At 64.6% G+C, this 16,174-nt stretch carries 17 protein-coding genes and 1 pseudogene; 5 read left to right on the plus strand and 13 right to left on the minus strand.

Translation table 11 applies throughout. From position 1 onward, the window contains the following. Positions 1–8: 8 nt before the first annotated feature. The 4 genes from ACFK0J_RS23260 to ACFK0J_RS23275 form a co-directional block, all read right to left on the minus strand. The gene (locus ACFK0J_RS23260) at positions 9–1,220 is read right to left on the minus strand and encodes a PspA/IM30 family protein (protein ID WP_378730635.1); all 1,212 of its coding nucleotides are present in this window, start codon (positions 1,218–1,220) and stop codon (positions 9–11) included. 32 nt (positions 1,221–1,252) lie between these two features. Further along, positions 1,253–1,510, minus strand: coding sequence for a restriction endonuclease (locus tag ACFK0J_RS23265; protein ID WP_378730637.1), 258 nt, complete (start codon positions 1,508–1,510; stop codon positions 1,253–1,255). Positions 1,511–2,975: 1,465 nt separating this feature from the next. Beyond that, positions 2,976–3,308: a TetR-like C-terminal domain-containing protein gene (locus tag ACFK0J_RS23270; RefSeq protein WP_378730639.1), complete on the minus strand. Its 333-nt coding sequence runs from the start codon at positions 3,306–3,308 to the stop codon at positions 2,976–2,978. A gap of 20 nt (positions 3,309–3,328) precedes the next feature. After that, on the minus strand, positions 3,329–4,201 hold the full coding sequence (locus tag ACFK0J_RS23275; RefSeq protein WP_378730641.1) for a TetR/AcrR family transcriptional regulator: 873 nt from the start codon (positions 4,199–4,201) through the stop codon (positions 3,329–3,331). An 87-nt stretch (positions 4,202–4,288) separates the two neighbouring features. Between ACFK0J_RS23275 and ACFK0J_RS23280 the strand changes: the two genes are divergently transcribed. From ACFK0J_RS23280 to ACFK0J_RS23290, 3 genes are all read left to right on the plus strand, one after another. Further along, a complete protein-coding gene (locus ACFK0J_RS23280) occupies positions 4,289–6,079 on the plus strand; it encodes a right-handed parallel beta-helix repeat-containing protein (protein WP_378730643.1) in 1,791 nt (596 codons plus the stop codon). Positions 6,080–6,291: 212 nt separating this feature from the next. Further along, on the plus strand, positions 6,292–6,867 hold the full coding sequence (locus ACFK0J_RS23285) for a TerD family protein (protein WP_378730645.1): 576 nt from the start codon (positions 6,292–6,294) through the stop codon (positions 6,865–6,867). A gap of 36 nt (positions 6,868–6,903) precedes the next feature. Continuing rightward, positions 6,904–7,584 (plus strand): tellurium resistance protein, encoded by a 681-nt coding sequence (locus ACFK0J_RS23290; RefSeq protein ID WP_378730647.1) that lies wholly within the window; start codon positions 6,904–6,906, stop codon positions 7,582–7,584. A 56-nt stretch (positions 7,585–7,640) separates the two neighbouring features. Here ACFK0J_RS23290 and ACFK0J_RS23295 read toward each other — a convergent pair whose 3' ends face one another. The 8 genes from ACFK0J_RS23295 to ACFK0J_RS23330 form a co-directional block, all read right to left on the minus strand. After that, positions 7,641–8,459 (minus strand): hypothetical protein, encoded by an 819-nt coding sequence (locus tag ACFK0J_RS23295; RefSeq protein WP_378730650.1) that lies wholly within the window; start codon positions 8,457–8,459, stop codon positions 7,641–7,643. Between the two features lie 378 nt (positions 8,460–8,837). Continuing rightward, positions 8,838–9,269 (minus strand): phosphopantetheine-binding protein, encoded by a 432-nt coding sequence (locus ACFK0J_RS23300; protein WP_378730652.1) that lies wholly within the window; start codon positions 9,267–9,269, stop codon positions 8,838–8,840. A 263-nt stretch (positions 9,270–9,532) separates the two neighbouring features. Continuing rightward, positions 9,533–9,973 (minus strand): hypothetical protein, encoded by a 441-nt coding sequence (locus ACFK0J_RS23305; protein WP_378730654.1) that lies wholly within the window; start codon positions 9,971–9,973, stop codon positions 9,533–9,535. A 44-nt stretch (positions 9,974–10,017) separates the two neighbouring features. Beyond that, complete coding sequence (locus tag ACFK0J_RS23310) at positions 10,018–11,508, minus strand: MFS transporter (RefSeq protein ID WP_378742965.1); 1,491 nt, start codon at positions 11,506–11,508, stop codon at positions 10,018–10,020. 663 nt (positions 11,509–12,171) lie between these two features. Continuing rightward, positions 12,172–12,867, minus strand: a complete 696-nt coding sequence (locus ACFK0J_RS23315; protein ID WP_378730656.1) for a hypothetical protein — start codon at positions 12,865–12,867, stop codon at positions 12,172–12,174. Next, the gene (locus tag ACFK0J_RS23320) at positions 12,864–13,220 is read right to left on the minus strand and encodes a hypothetical protein (protein WP_378730658.1); all 357 of its coding nucleotides are present in this window, start codon (positions 13,218–13,220) and stop codon (positions 12,864–12,866) included. The genes ACFK0J_RS23315 and ACFK0J_RS23320 overlap by 4 nt, the downstream gene beginning before the upstream one ends. A 126-nt stretch (positions 13,221–13,346) precedes the next feature. Further along, entirely contained in the window at positions 13,347–14,027 is a 681-nt protein-coding gene (locus ACFK0J_RS23325) for a hypothetical protein (protein ID WP_378730660.1), read from the minus strand. A 322-nt stretch (positions 14,028–14,349) separates the two neighbouring features. Then, complete coding sequence (locus tag ACFK0J_RS23330; protein ID WP_378730662.1) at positions 14,350–14,595, minus strand: hypothetical protein; 246 nt, start codon at positions 14,593–14,595, stop codon at positions 14,350–14,352. A 99-nt stretch (positions 14,596–14,694) separates the two neighbouring features. Here ACFK0J_RS23330 and ACFK0J_RS23335 point away from each other — a divergent pair. After that, positions 14,695–14,865 (plus strand): annotated as a pseudogene (locus ACFK0J_RS23335) (helix-turn-helix domain-containing protein); the annotation flags it as partial. A gap of 71 nt (positions 14,866–14,936) precedes the next feature. On the opposite strand, the gene ACFK0J_RS23340 reads toward ACFK0J_RS23335, so the two are convergent. Continuing rightward, on the minus strand, positions 14,937–15,350 hold the full coding sequence (locus tag ACFK0J_RS23340) for a hypothetical protein (RefSeq protein ID WP_378730664.1): 414 nt from the start codon (positions 15,348–15,350) through the stop codon (positions 14,937–14,939). A 361-nt stretch (positions 15,351–15,711) separates the two neighbouring features. Between ACFK0J_RS23340 and ACFK0J_RS23345 the strand changes: the two genes are divergently transcribed. Next, positions 15,712–15,990, plus strand: a complete 279-nt coding sequence (locus ACFK0J_RS23345; RefSeq protein ID WP_378730666.1) for a hypothetical protein — start codon at positions 15,712–15,714, stop codon at positions 15,988–15,990. Positions 15,991–16,174 lie beyond the last annotated feature (184 nt).

Here is a 16,174-nt window from a genome sequence, read left to right on the forward strand (position 1 = left end):
GGGCGATCTCAGGGAGTCGTACCACCGCGGGCCACGCCGAGGGTGCGTGCTCTCGAGATTCTCGATGCCTCCAGCGCGACCTTAGCCCTCGTCTCGTCTCGGAGCTGGGAGTCTTCGATACTGTTGATCATTGCGATGGTGAGCGCAAGGTTCCGTGCTTCCTTAGCTCGATTGCTGACCAGCAACGACACGCCGCCGAGCGTTCCGCTGGCCAGCGCGGCATAGACGGTGCCGGCCTCGCTGACCAGCCCCGAGGTCCCCAGCGCGACCGAGACGACGAAACTGATGACCGCCAGGAACGCAAGCAGTTGCCCGACCCACAGTGTTCTGCGCAGGTTGGCGTTGGCGATTTCGCCGAGCTCGGATTGGAAGACTGTCGACATGACCGCGCCGACGGCCGGCACTGAAGCTGCTGCTACAGCTGCGATATCGATACCTTGATCACCGCCGGACAAGGGGGCGGCAACCGCCAGAATGGCGCTCAGGCTCATGCACATTCCCATCAGGATTCGTATGACAACAACGGAACGGCCGCCGCCAGGTAGCGACGGCATACGCGGATTCGGCGGCCCGCCTGCCGGATTCGAGTATCTCGCCAACTCGCTGTCGGCCCGGGCCAAGGTGTAGCGGTTCTCGGCCGGACCTGGCGCCGGTTCCAGGCTCGAGGTCGCTTCGCTGTCCCATAGGTGACGGTTGATCGCTCGCATTGCCACGTTCAGCCGCTCCTGGGTGGTGGCGTGCTCCAGGCGCGTGAGCAGCGTGGTGCGCTCGGTAACCTGCTGCTGCAGCATCAACGCGCTGTGCTCGACCTCTGTCCTCGCTGTATCGGCAGCCCGCTGCGCCAGATCATTCACCGTCTCGAGCTGTTGGATGGACTCTTCGGTGATCGGCAATTGCGCCGTATACGCCTCATAGGCGTTGCGATACTGCAGGATCTTCTCCGTGTCCCCGATCGCTACGGCCTGGTCTGCCAGTTGCCCCGCTTGGCGCGCGTTGGCGGCCAGTTTTTCTGCCTCGTCTCGCCGACGACCCAGCTGTTCCTGGATCTCACGGTGATGTTCAATGATCGCCGCAGCCTGTTCGGACAGTGTGTGATGACGGCGTCGTTCGGCCTCGATCATCTGCTGCAGTAAGATATTCGGGTCGATGTCGCGATCGGAGTCGGCAGCGTTGCTGTTCTTCAGGCCAAGCCGAGACGCAAGGTGCTTCCAGCCGTTCACAATAACCCCCCACCCGACATCCTTGCGCGCATTCAGTTGGCGTCTACCGGTCGCATGCCCCATCGGAGCTGTAGATGGGGTTCGGTGCTGCATGCGCCGAACAGTCTTTGCAGGTCGGGTCTACCCGTCTTGGCTGTACGCCACTTCAGCTGCGCCGCGGCGCAGGTGGCGCGGACGTCGATGTCCTTGTCTGCTCCGCGGTTGGTTACCTTGGCATCTTGGTATCCAAGCCGTTGCATTTGCTGTGCTGCGTTGACCTCACCGGTGTCCTCGCAACCAATGTATTCCACGTGCGCACTCCCCTGCCGCGCAACGCCTCTAGGCGCTACCCATCTTACTGCGGGCGTAATCTGGCCCAGCCCGTCCACAGTAGCGGTCGACGGCGGGCCAGCGGCGAGTTCGTTCGAGCGGGTGTCCCGTGATCTCCACCGCTGTCCAGCGATCCGGCCGTTCACTGGAACATCGAGCGGGCAAGGCCCGGGGCGCTGCGCCACCACTGCCACCAACCCCCACGGGCAGAGAACTTGTCGATCTGGTCCTTCGAAGCTCCGGTGATGCCGCCAATGTAGCTGTGGGCCAGTCCAATCTTGGTCTTATTAATGGTGGCGGGCAGCGGCGCCCAGCTGTGGTCCGACGTGCCGACGTCTGCGGGCGGGCAGCCCCGGTCATCTCCGGTCAGCTAGCGGGGAGAGACGGCCAGGATCTCGAGTTCGACTGTGGCGGCAGCGGCATGTCGACCGATCTGAGCAATTCTTTCGCCTGTGCCGAGGACAAAACTCGAGTTCAAAGAATTCCAGTTGTCCGGGTTGTCATGGCCGCCAACAGGATCAGGTAACGCACCTTTGTGGTTCCGGAGCCCGGCTGCGGAGGGAGCTGATCGTTAGACAACGGTCCATGTCCACCACTGAGCAGCGGATCCGTCGCACCGCTCCAATGTCATGTGCCTGTCAGCGCGCACATGCAGGCAAGCGTTGGGCCATCCTGGATCCCGGCTGCGGATATTACCCGCGTTCTCTGCCAAGACATGGAGCACCCACTGCGATTTCGGTTCCCCCCTGTCGCAGAGCGTGAGTATGGCGAATGTGGCCCCAATGCCTAGGCAACCGCCAGTCTCTACGTGTCGGATTTGCGGGTCGCGAAGAGGCATGGTCCACCGGGACGCACTGTCATAGACGGGAAGGCAGGGTGGCACGCGGACGTATGGACGTTCTGCAGGCACGAGACACCCGCCGTTCGATGAAAAGAATCTGAGCGCATTCATCTGGTCAGGTGTGTCCGCTGCTGCGGCCGGAAACCCGGACAATACCGTGAACAGCACGGTTATGGCCGCGATGACCGGAGCTGGTCGCCTCGATCGCCTACCACGATGTAGTCGCATGACTGTCTCCTCGACTCGCTGGAGCGAAGGTCCAGCCCCGCTCGGATTCGTTGTTCCAAGAGCGCCGATCAGCCCTGCGTGGTGTCGTGCGACATCGGGTGACGGCGTCGATCGAGAATGCCTCCAGTACCGCGTGAATCGGAAGTGCCCGGTCAACTGAATGGACCGTTGTGTAAGGCGCTCACCGCAAGCCACTCGCACACGGCGGATTATCGAAGCCCGAGGTGGGCGCTGGCCTCGGCAAGATCGGATGCTCTACGCCACGGTTGATCTCGTTGTGCAGAACGCCCGTCCAGCGGCATGATGAGAGGACATTGTCGAGACCAGTCCGGCTAACCGCACGTAGTCGTGAACGAATCCCGCACTGGGTTATCCGCTCAGCGCGGATGGGTGAATGCGCCCGCGGCTGCGGCGAGCGTGGCGCTGGTGGCCGCGCGGTCGGGCAGGTGCGGGTCGGGCGGGGTGCGTAGCAGCACCCTTTGGTGGTAGAGGGGTGCGGTAGCGGCGATCAGCAGGGCGCGGGCGTCGACGTCGGAGGGTAGCTCTCCGCGCTGGATAGCTCGCTGAATGATGATCTCGGACTGCGTGTATCGGTCCTCCCACAATTGCCGTAGGGCTCGGGCGGCTGCCTCGGATCGGAAGGAGACCGCGATCAGCGCCACCGCGATCGAGGACTCTTGGCTCAACTCGGATGCGGGCGGTTCGCCCACCCGGGCGGTGGTACCGCCCGCTAAGCAGACGGGGTCGACCGACGCTGGCGATAGGCACGTTGCTGACAGGCCCTCGAGCAGTAGTCCCGTGGCCGTCCCCGCCCTCCCCCGTCCAACGGCTTCCCGCACATTACGCACTTCGCTCCCGCATTTTCGTCACGCATTACCTCACGACCCTGGCTTTCGACGAGCACCTGGACACCATCGAGCGTGCGCTGCAGCCCGAACTCGAACGGGTCGAGTGGCTCGTCCATCCCGCCGCTCTCCCACAGCCTTCCCAAGGCCGGATAGGCGTCCAATCGCTCGAACAGGGACTCGCGTTCACTCCACCAGCGCTCATGGGAGATCCCGGTGCGCCGCTGAAGTTCCGCGGTCTCCCCCGCCTGACGCGCGACCGACTCGACGAACCCACCCACGAGATTCACGACCGCGATCACCTGAGCCGGCGCCAGACCGCCGCGTGAAGCGAGGTCTAGCGCGTGGTCGTACCCGGCCATGATGTTCGGCCCCGGCAGGCGGCGGGTTCCCGCGCTGTAGACCAGCCAAGGATGCCGTTGGTGGATCTCCCACGCCCGTCGCGCCCAGCGTTCGAGGCCGGCGCGCCAGTCCAGCCCGTCCGCGGGCTCCAGAGGCGCCTCCCCGTAGACGGCGTCCCGCATGAGTTCCACCAGTTCCGCCTTGCCGGGAACGTAGCGGTAGAGCGACATCGTCGTGGTGCCGAACCGTTCCGCGACCTTGCGCATGGACAGTGCGCCGAGCCCCTCGGCGTCAGCGACCTCGATCGCCGCCGCGACGATCCGGCCGAGGCTCAACCCTGGCCGGTCCGGTTCGCGCGCGCCCCACAGCAGCTCGATCGCACGTTCCGGATCCGGCTGCGCGTCGTCTTCAGTCACCCGCTACTCCCTTGACGCTTGTCACTCGACCGTGTTTAACTGATAAACCTCAGTATATCCCATAAACCTCTGCAGGAGCGCCTCACCATGCCCGAAAACAGGTTGTACGTGTCCCCTGACGGCCAGGACGACTGGTCGGGCACCCTCGACCGGCCGTTCGCCACCCCACACGCGGCTCAGCGAGCCGTCCGCGCGCGCACCGCCGAGATGACCGGCGACATCGTCGTCGCTTTCCGAGCCGGTGTCTACCACCTCGAAGAACCGCTCACTTTCGACGACACGCAGGCCGACTCCGGAACGAACGGCTTCCGGGTGGTCTACCAGGCCCACGGCTACGGAACGGCCGACCAGGAGAAGGTCGTGCTCAGCGGCGGCCGCGAGGTCACCGGCTGGTCCGCGGGCGCCGACGGCGTATGGACCGCCCCGATCGGCGAACTGGAACCACGACGGCTCTCCGTCGACGGTCGCCCCGCTGCCCGGGCGGCCCGCACCACCGGGCTTCCGGGAAGCGTGACGAAAACAGCTACCGGTTACGTCACGGACAGCGTGGAGCCTCAGTCGTGGCCGGATCCCTCAGGACTGGAGTTCGTCTACCCAGGCGTCTATCCATGGTCCGAAGCTCGCCTGGCGGTCGCCGCGATCTCCGGAGACGGCTCCTCGACCACCATCACCATGGCTCAACCCACCTTCGACAACGCTAAGTCCCTCTACGACGCGAAGTGGTACGGCACAGAGGGTGACGGGACCTGGGACGGCCTCGCCGCACCGTCTGTGCTGGAGAACAACGTGGCCTTCCTCGGCGAGCCGGGCACCTTCGCCGTCGACCGCTCCGAACCGGGCCGACACGTCCTGCACTACCGCCCGCGCCCTGGCGAGGCGATCGGCAAGACCACCGCGATCGTGCCCGTTCTCGAGACGCTCGTCAGCGCGAAGAACGTGCACGACATCGTGCTGCGCGGTCTCACCTTCGCCGAGACGAACTGGTCGGGCCCCAACCGCACCGGTGGTTACCTGCACTATCACGGCAACGGCCGCCACGAGCAGGGCGAATTCCAGAAGATCGACATGGGTGCCGACGTGGGCTATGTCCACGTTCCGGCGGCACCGACCCAGTTACCGGCCAACATCATCTTCGACTCGGTCAGCCGGATAGTGCTGGAGGGCAACCACTTCACTCGCCTCGGCGCGGGCGGGCTGGCGATCGACGGCAGTACCGCCGTCGAAGTCCGGGGCAACGTTTTCGATGAGATCTCGGGCAGCGGGATCGCCGTCCAGGGCTCCACTCGCGTCACCATCGAGGACAACCTCGTCCACCACATCGGCACCGAGTACCGCGGTTCGCCCGCCATCCTGGTCTTCGTCTCCGAAGAGACCACCGTGGCGCACAACGAGATCCACGATGTACCGCACAACGGCATCGTGATCACCGGCGGCGAGCGGGCCAACGGCACCCAGGTGATCGGGAACCTCGTCGAACGGAGCATGAGCGTGTTGATGGACGGCGGCGGGATCTACCTGTCCGCACCGCAGGGCTCGTCGTTCGCCGGCGGGGCGGTGGTCCGGGGCAACGTGATCCGCGATGTCCTGACGTCGTACAACTTCGGGCTCTACGCCGACTACGGCGCCGCGTGGATCACCGTCATCGGGAACATCGTGTGCCGAGCCGACACGCCGATCGTGCTGCAGGTGGGCCCGCCGCTGGAGAACGTCGCCTTCATCGGCAACTTCTGGGACGTCCTGCCCGACGGCTACGACGACCCGCCCAAGACGGTGACCGTGGCCGGGAACACCGTGCTGCCCAAGGAAACCTTCGACGAAGCGATCAAGGCCGACCCGGCGGCGGCCGACATCCTCGCGCGGGCAGGACGGCGCGTCTGAAACGCTGATCGGGACTCCTGCCGGACGTACAGCTCGTACGCCCGGCAGGATCAGCCCCGACACGAACCCGGCTTGTCACACGCGTCGACCCCTCTAGCCATGTGCAGGACTGATGCTGGAGGTGTGGGGTATGCGCAAAATGCCCCGGTGCTGGCATCCGGGGTCGGGCAGACCGAATGGTTTGTCACCGACTAGTGGAGGAGTGATCAGTCATGAGTGTGAGTTTGGCCAAGGGCGGCAATGTGTCGCTGTCGAAGCAGGCGCCGAATCTGACGGCAGTCTCGGTGGGTTTGGGGTGGGACGTGCGTTCGACCACCGGCGCTGATTTCGATCTGGATGCCAGTGCGATCGCGACCGGTGAGGACCGGAAGGTGGTGTCGGACAAGCACTTCGTGTTCTACAACAACCTGCGCTCCCCCGAAGGCACGATCGAGCACACCGGCGACAACTTGACCGGAGCGGGCGAGGGCGACGACGAGATGATCAACGTCGATCTGGCCGCAACTCCGCCTAACATCGCCAACATCTCCTTCGCAGTGTCGATCCATGACGCCGATACCCGTCAGCAGTCGTTTGGGCAGGTGCGTAACGCGTTCATCCGGGTGGTGGATCGTGCGACCGGTGCGGAGTTGGCGCGCTATGACCTGACCGAGGAATCCTCGACCGAGACTGCCATGGTCTTCGGAGAGCTCTACCGCAGCGGAGCGGAGTGGAAGTTCCGGGCGATCGGTCAGGGGTACGCCTCAGGTCTGGCCGGTATCGCCCGTGACTACGGCGTCAACCTCTGAGACCGAGCCCAGATTCGACTGGAGAGGCGGCACACATTGGGTATCGACTACAACAAGCGTCCGGACACCTCCGGCGCCGAGCCGTCAGCGGGCTCGGGGGTCAGCCTGAACAAGCTGACCCTCACCAAGACCGAGCGCACTGTCACGCTCACCAAATCCGGTGAGCGCCAAGGTGTGATGCGGGTAAACCTGAACTGGACCAGCGCAGCGCCACCCAAGAAAGGCTTCCTGGCGAAACTGACCGGCGCCGATCGCGGGATCGACTTGGACCTGGGGTGCCTCTACGAACTCGCCGACGGATCCAAGGGCGTTATCCAGGCCCTGGGAAACAGCTTCGGGGCCCTGAACAAACCACCGTATATCGCATTGGACGCCGACGACCGCACCGGTGCGGCGATCGGTGGGGAAAACCTGCACATCAATCTCGAACGGCCGGAGGCGTTTCGGCGGTTGCTGATCTTCGCGATGATTTACGAAGGCGCGGCGAATTGGGCCGCTGTCGACGGAGTCGTCACGATGTATCCGACCTCGGGCCCCCAGGTCGAGGTCCGGTTGGATTCGGCTGTCACCGGCGCGCGCATCTGCGCGATCGCATTGCTGACCAACACTGGGCAGGGACTGACCGTTCAGCGCGAAGTCGGATACATCACCGGCAACCAGGCCGACCTCGACCGCGCCTACCAGTGGGGTCTGAAATGGGCGGCGGGCAGCAAATAGGCCGGAGGTCCTGCCCGTACAGGGACGGACGCGACGTTGCCCCACTCCCCTTGCGGTCACGCGGGTTCGAGTCTCAGCACCTGCTCGGGCCTGCGGCGGCGGGTTTCCGGGGTCGGCGTGGCGTATTCGTCGACCCATCCGACGCGAACCATTGCGTGGGGATAGGTTCCGCCGCAGGCGAATTCACGGATTCGATCGCGAATGTCGGGAAGCTCCAGCGGCTCGGTCTGCACTCCCGTCGACAGCCCGAGATGGGTTGCGGCCAGAAGCAGAGCGCTGAGTGTCTCGCCGGCGCGGATGCGGGCCGATCGACCGTCCGTGGGGGTGCACACTGCAAGCCATTCGGCGCCGTCGGGTTGCGCGGAGAATTCCGCGCAGGCCGCTTCGCCCAGCTGCGGTCGGGCCGCCACGCGGATCCGCTGAACTGTTGCTTTGCCGTAGTTCTCCGCGCAGATCGAGATCATTGTGAGGTATCCGGCGGGCACCGCCCGCGGGAGGTAACGGCGGCGGTCGGTGCGGCGCAGGGGAATCGCCGCGGCGAGATAGCGATCGATGTCCCGGGACGGTCGTGGCCGCAGTGACAGCCTGGCCAGATGGGTCGGGTCATCGGCGTCGGGCAAATGGTGCACCCTGGTGGCCCAACCGAGTCCGGCGAACGCGGCGCGGAGGTGGTGCAGTGCCACGCCGCAGCTGATCTCGAGCTGCCGCCGCTGCTGGTCGGAGGTAGCGAGCTGCCGATCGAGGTCGGCGTAGAGGTCGATGGTCTCGGCCCGTTGCGCCCACCGCCACGGCTGCGTGTTGTGTACAGATGGGGCGCGGGCCGCCAGTTCCATAGCGGCTCTGATTGTTTCGCTATCCGGTTCGGGAGTATTCATCGCGTTTCCTTTTATTCTGGGTAGGGTCGGGATCACCCCCAGCGAGAGACAAAGCGCTTCGGGCCAGAGGCGGAAAGAAGCGGGATCGCAGGGCTGAGAGGACGCCGTGGCGACCTCATGCCCGGTTCGATCAGAACCGCCGAACCCTCACACTCCAATACCGATACGACATGAACCGTATTCAGTAGATCCCACAAGCGGGTCGCGCTAGAACCTGGAAAGCACGGTCCCACAACATGTTCGACGCTATCGTCATGCGTATTCGATCGCGGGCGCGGGTCGGGCCTGGTGCGAGTTGACGGACGGGCGAACCCATTTCTGTGCGCAGCCGATCGGCAAGTGCGTTCGGCCGATCCGGACGCCATGCTGCCCGCTGCGCTAGTGATGCGCATCGATGTATTCGATGACCTCTCCCGCACTGGTAAGCCGATTGGCATCCTGGTCGGGGATGTAGATGCCGAACTCTTCCTCGACGTCGCAGATGAAAGCTGCTACGTCATATTCGTCCATGTCCAGTTCGCTGAAGAGGCCGGTATCCGGTTCGTCACCGACGAGTTGGGCGAGCACTTCGAGGACACGCACTCGAATCTGATCGGAGCGAGGTAGCAGCGACAGTTCGGGGCTGGCTTGGATGCGTCGATCGATCCAGATCGACGAATTCCGGGTCACGTCCTCGGATGCGTCGACCGTAGCAGCCGTATTGGTTACCTGCGGCTGCTCTACGACGGCGGCGCCGCTGTCGGAAAGGACGATCCCCGCGGCGGCTGGCACGGCGGCCGCCGCAGCACCTAGGGCATGGCGAATACGCACGATAATCAACTCGATTCTCGTTGTCGATGGGGTATCTCGGGTAAGGCCCAACTCGGGCTCTGCATCAGATCTGGTATATAGTTTACCATTTATGGTTCACAGATGGCAATGGCGTATCCACACGGCAAAGCGGCGCTGAGTGGTTCCGGGTTATCCAGCTCTAGGGGCAGTCGCCACCGCCGAATGTGTCCCGCCTACCAAACCAGGCTGTTCCGCACCGATTTTGTGATGGTGTCCTCGCCGCGGAATCAACCCGGTCGCGGTCAGTCGTGATACGGCTCCACGGTGAAAGAGACCTCGCCGGACTCCGGGATATGCGCCGGACCGACCGAGACCGTGCCGACGAATCGACCGAAGCCCGGGTAGAAGATGTGCGACCGGCCAGGCGTCATCCACACGCCCGGTCCATTGGCGGTTTGGGTAAATGCGCCGGTGTCACCCGTATCGACGTTACGCCAGTTCAACGTGACATCGAGATGGCAGGAACCCACGCCGAGCATCATGGTTTCCACCGTGAATCCGGCGGCGTTGGGGTAGGCCGGGCTGTGCACAGAGGATTTGACTTGCGCGACGCACGGGCCATCAGTGAGCGAGTAGATGGTCGCGAAACTTCCGCCCGAGTCGGCAGTGGCCGGTGCGGCGCTCGCGAGCGCCGCGGCGGCGGCGATGACCGGGGCGGCAATCATGATTTTGGTCGGGTACATTACGAACCTCCTAGGTCGACGTGATGACACGCACAGGTGGAACCTTACGCGCGCCGTATCCTGTTTCTTTGCTTTTCTTTTCGTACGGTCAATGCCCATATCGCAGCAGCCGTAATCACTAGGGCGGCCACACTCACGACCGTGGCGATATGCATGCCACTGACGAAAGCATTTCGAGCTGAATCAATGGTTGCCATGTCACCGTTCGCTGCGACAAGGGTGTCCTCCAACGTGGAAGCGAAGTTGCCGCCCGAACGGAATATCGTCATGGTCAGCGATCCGAGCAGGGATATGCCGAGTCCGCCGCCCAGTTCGAGGCTTGTCTCCGAAATGCCTGCCGCCGCACCGGTCTCCGCCGCGGGGACGGCAGACACCGCCGCCTCCGAGGCGAATGTGAACAAAACTCCATAGCCCAGGCCCGCGGTGGTCGAACCGGCTACATACCAGGGCAATCCCGCGCGTGCGCCCGTTGCCAACAACAGCAGGTTTCCCACCGCCGCCGCGACGAGCGCAAGCAGAATCGTCCGTGCCGCGCCCAATCGCGACCCGATGCGAACACCGACCACGGCGGCGATGAATACTGCCGCGGCCATAGGTATCCCCAGCAACGCTGCGTTGAGCACGTCGCAGTCGAGCACCGACTGGCGATAGATGCAGGTGAGGTAGGTCATCCCCGCCCACGACACCGCCCCGATCGAGGCTGCGGCGATTGCCATTGCGAACAACGGCCGTCGGAATAGCGACAGATCCAATAACGGCGCGGCCAACCGGCGCTGCCGGCGCACAAACCACAGCAGCATGCCCAGCCCCACCAGCGCGGTGCCCGCCGCGGTCAGGTCGACGCCTTGAACGGCGGCGCGCTTGACCGCGTAGACCAGTGGCAGCACGGCGGCCCCGAACAGCCCGACGCTGAGCACATCCAAGGGCCCGAGCCCGGTTTCCCGGTATTCGGGCAGTACCAGCGGAGCCGAAACGAGCACGACCAGCACCACCGGCAGATTGATCAGAAACACCGAGCCCCACCAGAATTCGCCCAGCAGGGTCCCACCGATTACCGAACCCGCGGCTGCGCCGCCCGCGAAAAATGCTGTCCAGATGCCGACCGCGGCACTGCGGGCGCGGCCACGACTGGGAAACACGTTCGAAATAAGTGCGAGGCTCGTCGGAAGAAGCATCGCGCTTGCGACGCCGAGCAACGCCCGTGCTGCGATCAGCACGCCGACGCTCGGCGCGAACGCCGCCAGTGCCGAGGCCACACCAAAGACCGCCGCGCCGATCATCAGGATTCTGCGGCGGCCTATTCGGTCCCCGATATTGCCCATGGTCACCAAGAGCGCGGCAAGGGTGAAGCCGTAGATATCGATGATCCACATGCCCGAGGTCGCCGACGGGTGTAGCGCTCTCACCACGCTCGGCATGCCGAGATACAGAACCGACATATCCATCGCGACCACCAGCGCGGACAGAACCAGTACCGGCAATCCGAGCCAGGCCCGGAGCGTGGCTTTCGATGTGTCCGTAGTCGAGTCGGTCATCACTACTCTCCGGATACTCGAGATGAATAAGTCGGTGTGGTCAGGGCGGGTGTATCCGCGCCAGCGGCAAGCTGGCCACGAGTTGTCTGGAATGCGTGCCGACGCCCACGGTTAGCGGCGTGATACTCAAGCGGGCGCAGCCAGTCCCGCACCTCAGCGGTGCATCGATCGGGTCACCACCAGGGTTGGGCCGCCGATCAGCGAATCGGGCCCGGGGACTGCGAGATCCGGTGAACAGACTGTCGAACCTCGCCTCAATGTTTCGTTTACGAGACATACTGTGCCAATTCTGAGTCAGCACTGCAAGTCTGCGTCGCCTCGAATCCCTAACGATTCACCATCGGAAGCACCAGAAACAGGCTTCCGACCGGGTAACATATGCGGCAGTGAGTCATGCTTCACACTTTTGCTCGCGCCCCAGAATTGAGACAGTGACTGATCCGCCGAGGCGTGAGGAAGCGCTAAAGCTGGCGCCGCACCATGGCGGCCCGAGCAGTGGCGTCGGGCGGGGCCGCGGCCAGCCAGCCAGCCACCGCGCCCGGCACGGCCGCAGCTACTCGACGACCTCATTCGGCGAAGAGCAACGATTGCGCCGGTCTGACATTTTGTCGTGTTCGACAGGCCTGAACGACGCAGTCAACAGAGGGCGGGGTTTAGCCGACGTCACACTTTTGATGCCGACGCGGAGCGCCGTTTGCGGAGCAGATTGTCGATCCCGGCGGCGGAGACTGCGAGCAGGAAGATGGTGTCGAGGGGGTATCGCAGGTCCCAAAAGGCATCGGAGAAGCGTCCGGGATCGATGGTCGCGACGATGCGCAGGGTCGCGACGATGAGACCGGCCAGCGCGGCGAGGCCGAACCACAGCTGGGTGCGGGCCAGTGGCCGAGCGACGATGACGGTGACGGCCATGACCACGTCGGCCAGGAGCAGAGTGCTCGACACGATGAGCCCGTGCACGGTCGCGGTGGGACTGAGTTCTTCGCCGATGTAATGGCGGTGCTGGCCGGTGTGCTCGGCGAGGGCATAGGTGATGGCCAGCAGTGCCGCGAGGACGAGTGCGGCGAGTTCGGCGATCCTGGCCAGCCGGGGGTGTCCCCAGATCTGGGCCAGGTACGCACAGAGCAGGCAGACCGCAGTCAGCAGCAGCACGTCGTACCCCATGCCGGACCAGCCCGGATCGTCGAAGAAGGCGTCGAGCGCATCGCTGACCTGGTTCTGCGCGAACGCCGCGGAGGCGGCGAGTAGCCCGAGTACCGCAGTGAGCAGCCGAGTCTGCGGCGCACTGCGCCAGAGCGAGAGACGGGCGAGTGCCGTCAGGGCCGTCACTGCGACCGCGATGCCGAACAGGGCGTCGGTCATTCCTCGCGCAGTCCTTTGCTGAGCCTTTCGCGGCGGCTCCGGTTGGGGGTGGGTGGTGCGGTATTGGCGGCGAGGCGCCGCCCGACTTCCTCGGCGAGTTCGGTTCCGGTGGCCTCCTGCAGAGCCTCGCGTACCGATGCGCGCTGCACCTCGGCGCGGGTGAGGAACCCGGCTGCGATCAAGCCCTCCACCGGGCTCACGCCATAGGTGCGGCTGAACGCGATGACGGTCTCCGCCACGGGTGTATCGCTGAGGTGACGTGCCACCCGCATCTGGTTCGTACCCATGCGCGCGGCGATGGCACGGTCACTGTCGCCGTGCGAAACGGCCTGTTTCCAATTTCGGAAGCCCACACCCCCGAGTGTGTCCCGTAACTGTGTCATCGTGCAAGACACCCTATCGGGTGCCGGGAGGGCGTCGACCCCGACTCGCCGCAGCGAATCGGGGTCGTGAATTCGGTGTTACCGACTTCCAGCTGTTCAATTCTGCGGTGCGGTGACCGCACCGATGCCCGCGCCGAGTCCGGCGCCGGCCGCTGCGCCCACGCCCACCGGGATCGCCTCGCCCGCGGCGAAGCCCAGCGCGCCACCAGCCAGACCGCCGCCGACCGCACCGACCGGCATGCCCACGACCGTGCCGAGGGCGCCGCCCACCGCGGCACCCGCGCCGACGAGTACCGGCGCGATAGCGATCGCCTCCGGGAGTGCCTCGGGCGCTGTCACGGCTGTTCCCGCGACGATCGCTCCCGCCGCGGCACCACCGGCCGCGGCACCGGCCGCACCGCCCACCGCGCCACCGGCGATCGTGCCGACAGTGCCACCGACCAGCGCACCGACCGGGACGCCGACCGCCGCACCGGCGAGCCCGGCCGGCAGTCCGACGATGCCACCGGCTACCGCACCTACACCGGCCCCGACCAGCGCGCCATTGGCGACGGGATCGACAGCGGTCGCGCTGGAACCGGACGTCGGTTCCCCGGTCACGCCTGCGGCATTGTCGAGGAAGGTCGGCACCTCGACGGCGCTGACGTCCGCGGGCACCTCGGCCGCCTGCGGCTGGTCGATGCTCGCGGCGCTGGCGGCACCGGTACCGGACAGAGCGACCCCGGCCGCGACGGGCAGGGCGACAGCCGCGGTGCACAGGGCATGGCGAATACGCATGATGAAACCTCGAATCTCGTTGAATGTGGAATGTTTCGCATCTCGTTCCGGAGGCTTGCCGTGAATCGGATACGTTTCATAGAGTATCGATAGTGGTTCATTGAAGTCAAAAGCAAACGCGCATCGCAACGCCTTCGGGACGATGCAGACTCTGCAGAAATACCGCATAATGGCTGTCAGAAGAAGGATTCGGCCCCATTTGTGCAGTGTGCCACATCCGCTCATATCCGTCACAAAGACGCGTCACCGATGTCGCTCAAGTGGGATTTGAGTCGTCGCGAGTCACCCAGTGTGATCTCCAGCCGCGCAGTTGACCGCCGATTCAGCTGTCCGTCGCGTGATCGGCGACGGCGATAGCGGGGGCGACCACGCCAATCGCGCAGGCCCGTCGTTGCGACGACACGACGACACATCCATGTGTCATGTCGGTCCAGGCGGCTACGCCTGGTTGGAAGCGGCCGTTCTGGGTGTAGTCGTTCTGGGTGTAGTACTTCAGCAGAACAGCGAAGCCCAGGCGCGTCGGCCCGCGCTTGCCCGGCCCAGCTTCCTGCTCGTCCTTCAGCCACATGGACCCGTTCTGGACCGGGGAGCAACATGGCCAGGCGGCGGCCCATAAGACGCGGGGTGAGGGTCGTACGGCCGGACAAGGTCGGCCAGGCCACCGGCGAGGAATGCCGAGCAGATTCGCCAGGCCCGTGCGCTGCTGACCCGTCCCGATGAGTCAGTTGCCTCGATCGCGCGCCTGCTCGGCATCTCGCGGTCCACGCTCTACATCTACCTGCCCGAACTCGGCACCGGCCAGCGAATCCTCGAACCCGGCACCACCTCGATGGCCTGATCGTCCGCTGCCTGAAAGGAGTCCGTCGCAAGCAATTTCGTCAACTTCGCACGGATTTGCTCCTGCGAATCTCAGGACTCGCGTACGTAGGTCTGGTCACCGTTATGCAAGGTTTCGACCGTTGATTCGCCCTGCTTGCAGGTGGCCGTCAACTTTTGCTTGGCGGGCATCTGCCCGGCTTTGCCCTCGAGTAGCAGCGCACCCGGGGATGTGACTTTGTACTTCCCCTTGAAGGAGGTCGTGAAAATCGGGTATTTGGCTGAGTTGTCGAAAGTGCGGTCTTCCTTGAGGGTGAGTGTTCCCGTCGCTTTGCTGACGGCTCCGTCCTCAGTCTTCGCCAAGATCTCCTCGAACTTGAACGTGCCCACGTAGTCCTGCGGCTTCGCACCGCATCCGGCCGGGGGAGCAGCTAGTGCGTCAATGGATACGCTCGAGATGGCGGCCACGCCGACGACCGCAGCTGCGAGCACCCGCTTTACCTTCATGCCTCTCCTTCATGTTCCTTGTCGTACCCAGCCGTGGCACCGTACGCGATCGCGGGTTCTGATCGCGGGATTCCGTCACCGCGTCGGCCCGCGAAATTCGACCTATGATGCTCGATGTATGCGGGTGGACGAGTCGTCCAACCGGCCGCATCCAGCGATCTGAGGTTTCCGCCCCCTGATCCACCGCATCGAGCTTCCCCAGCTACCTGCCAACCGTCCGGAGTGCGCGCTGGACGGCGGGATGCACCTACGCCGCCACCCAACCGGAGACCCCTGCTTGTTCCACTCAATGCCCACCTCGGCAACGGGGTGGAGCAAAGCCCGCTGTGTGAAAGTCGCTGCTATTCATCAGAATTGACGCATGCCAAGATCTTCCCGACCAACGCCTGAGTCAATCGTCCTGACGTGGACCATCGGGATTCCGATCCTGATCACGACCTACCTCTTTGTGGGCCTCTTCGCCCTGGCGGTCGTCCTGGTCTGCGTTCTTGCCAACCTCTACTTCGTGGGAGTCGGACGGCTGTTGAAGAACAGTCCCGCTCTGCGGGACCCGTTGTGGGGTCGAGTCATCGCGACAGGCGCCTCGGCCGTCCTGGTGATCAGCGTTGTGCTCACGATTCAGTTGATCGTCACTCGCTAGTCGGGGGGATACGACGAATCCGGAACCCATAGCCCGAGTGCAGTCGACTGGCCTGCTTTTCCGTTGTTGCCACGCCGCCTCCTCGCCGGTTCCGAGAACTCAAGCATCAGAACGGAACCGGCTCCGCCTTTGAGCTGTCCCGCTCTGCAACCGTCACCGAGTTGAGCTCCGAAGGGCGCTCGGT

Source organism: Nocardia brasiliensis (genome assembly GCF_042691675.1).
Taxonomy (GTDB): Bacteria; Actinomycetota; Actinomycetes; order Mycobacteriales; family Mycobacteriaceae; genus Nocardia; species Nocardia brasiliensis_D.

Coding starts and splice junctions, on each gene's coding strand:
- ACFK0J_RS23280 (WP_378730643.1), top strand. CDS start 4,289: ATGCCCGAAAACAGGTTGTACGTGTCCCCTGACGGCCAGGACGACTGG.
- ACFK0J_RS23285 (WP_378730645.1), top strand. CDS start 6,292: ATGAGTGTGAGTTTGGCCAAGGGCGGCAATGTGTCGCTGTCGAAGCAG.
- ACFK0J_RS23295 (WP_378730650.1), bottom strand. CDS start 8,459: ATGAATACTCCCGAACCGGATAGCGAAACAATCAGAGCCGCTATGGAA.
- ACFK0J_RS23305 (WP_378730654.1), bottom strand. CDS start 9,973: ATGTACCCGACCAAAATCATGATTGCCGCCCCGGTCATCGCCGCCGCC.
- ACFK0J_RS23310 (WP_378742965.1), bottom strand. CDS start 11,508: ATGACCGACTCGACTACGGACACATCGAAAGCCACGCTCCGGGCCTGG.
- ACFK0J_RS23315 (WP_378730656.1), bottom strand. CDS start 12,867: ATGACCGACGCCCTGTTCGGCATCGCGGTCGCAGTGACGGCCCTGACG.
- ACFK0J_RS23325 (WP_378730660.1), bottom strand. CDS start 14,027: ATGCGTATTCGCCATGCCCTGTGCACCGCGGCTGTCGCCCTGCCCGTC.
- ACFK0J_RS23330 (WP_378730662.1), bottom strand. CDS start 14,595: ATGTGGCTGAAGGACGAGCAGGAAGCTGGGCCGGGCAAGCGCGGGCCG.
- ACFK0J_RS23340 (WP_378730664.1), bottom strand. CDS start 15,350: ATGAAGGTAAAGCGGGTGCTCGCAGCTGCGGTCGTCGGCGTGGCCGCC.
- ACFK0J_RS23345 (WP_378730666.1), top strand. CDS start 15,712: ATGCCAAGATCTTCCCGACCAACGCCTGAGTCAATCGTCCTGACGTGG.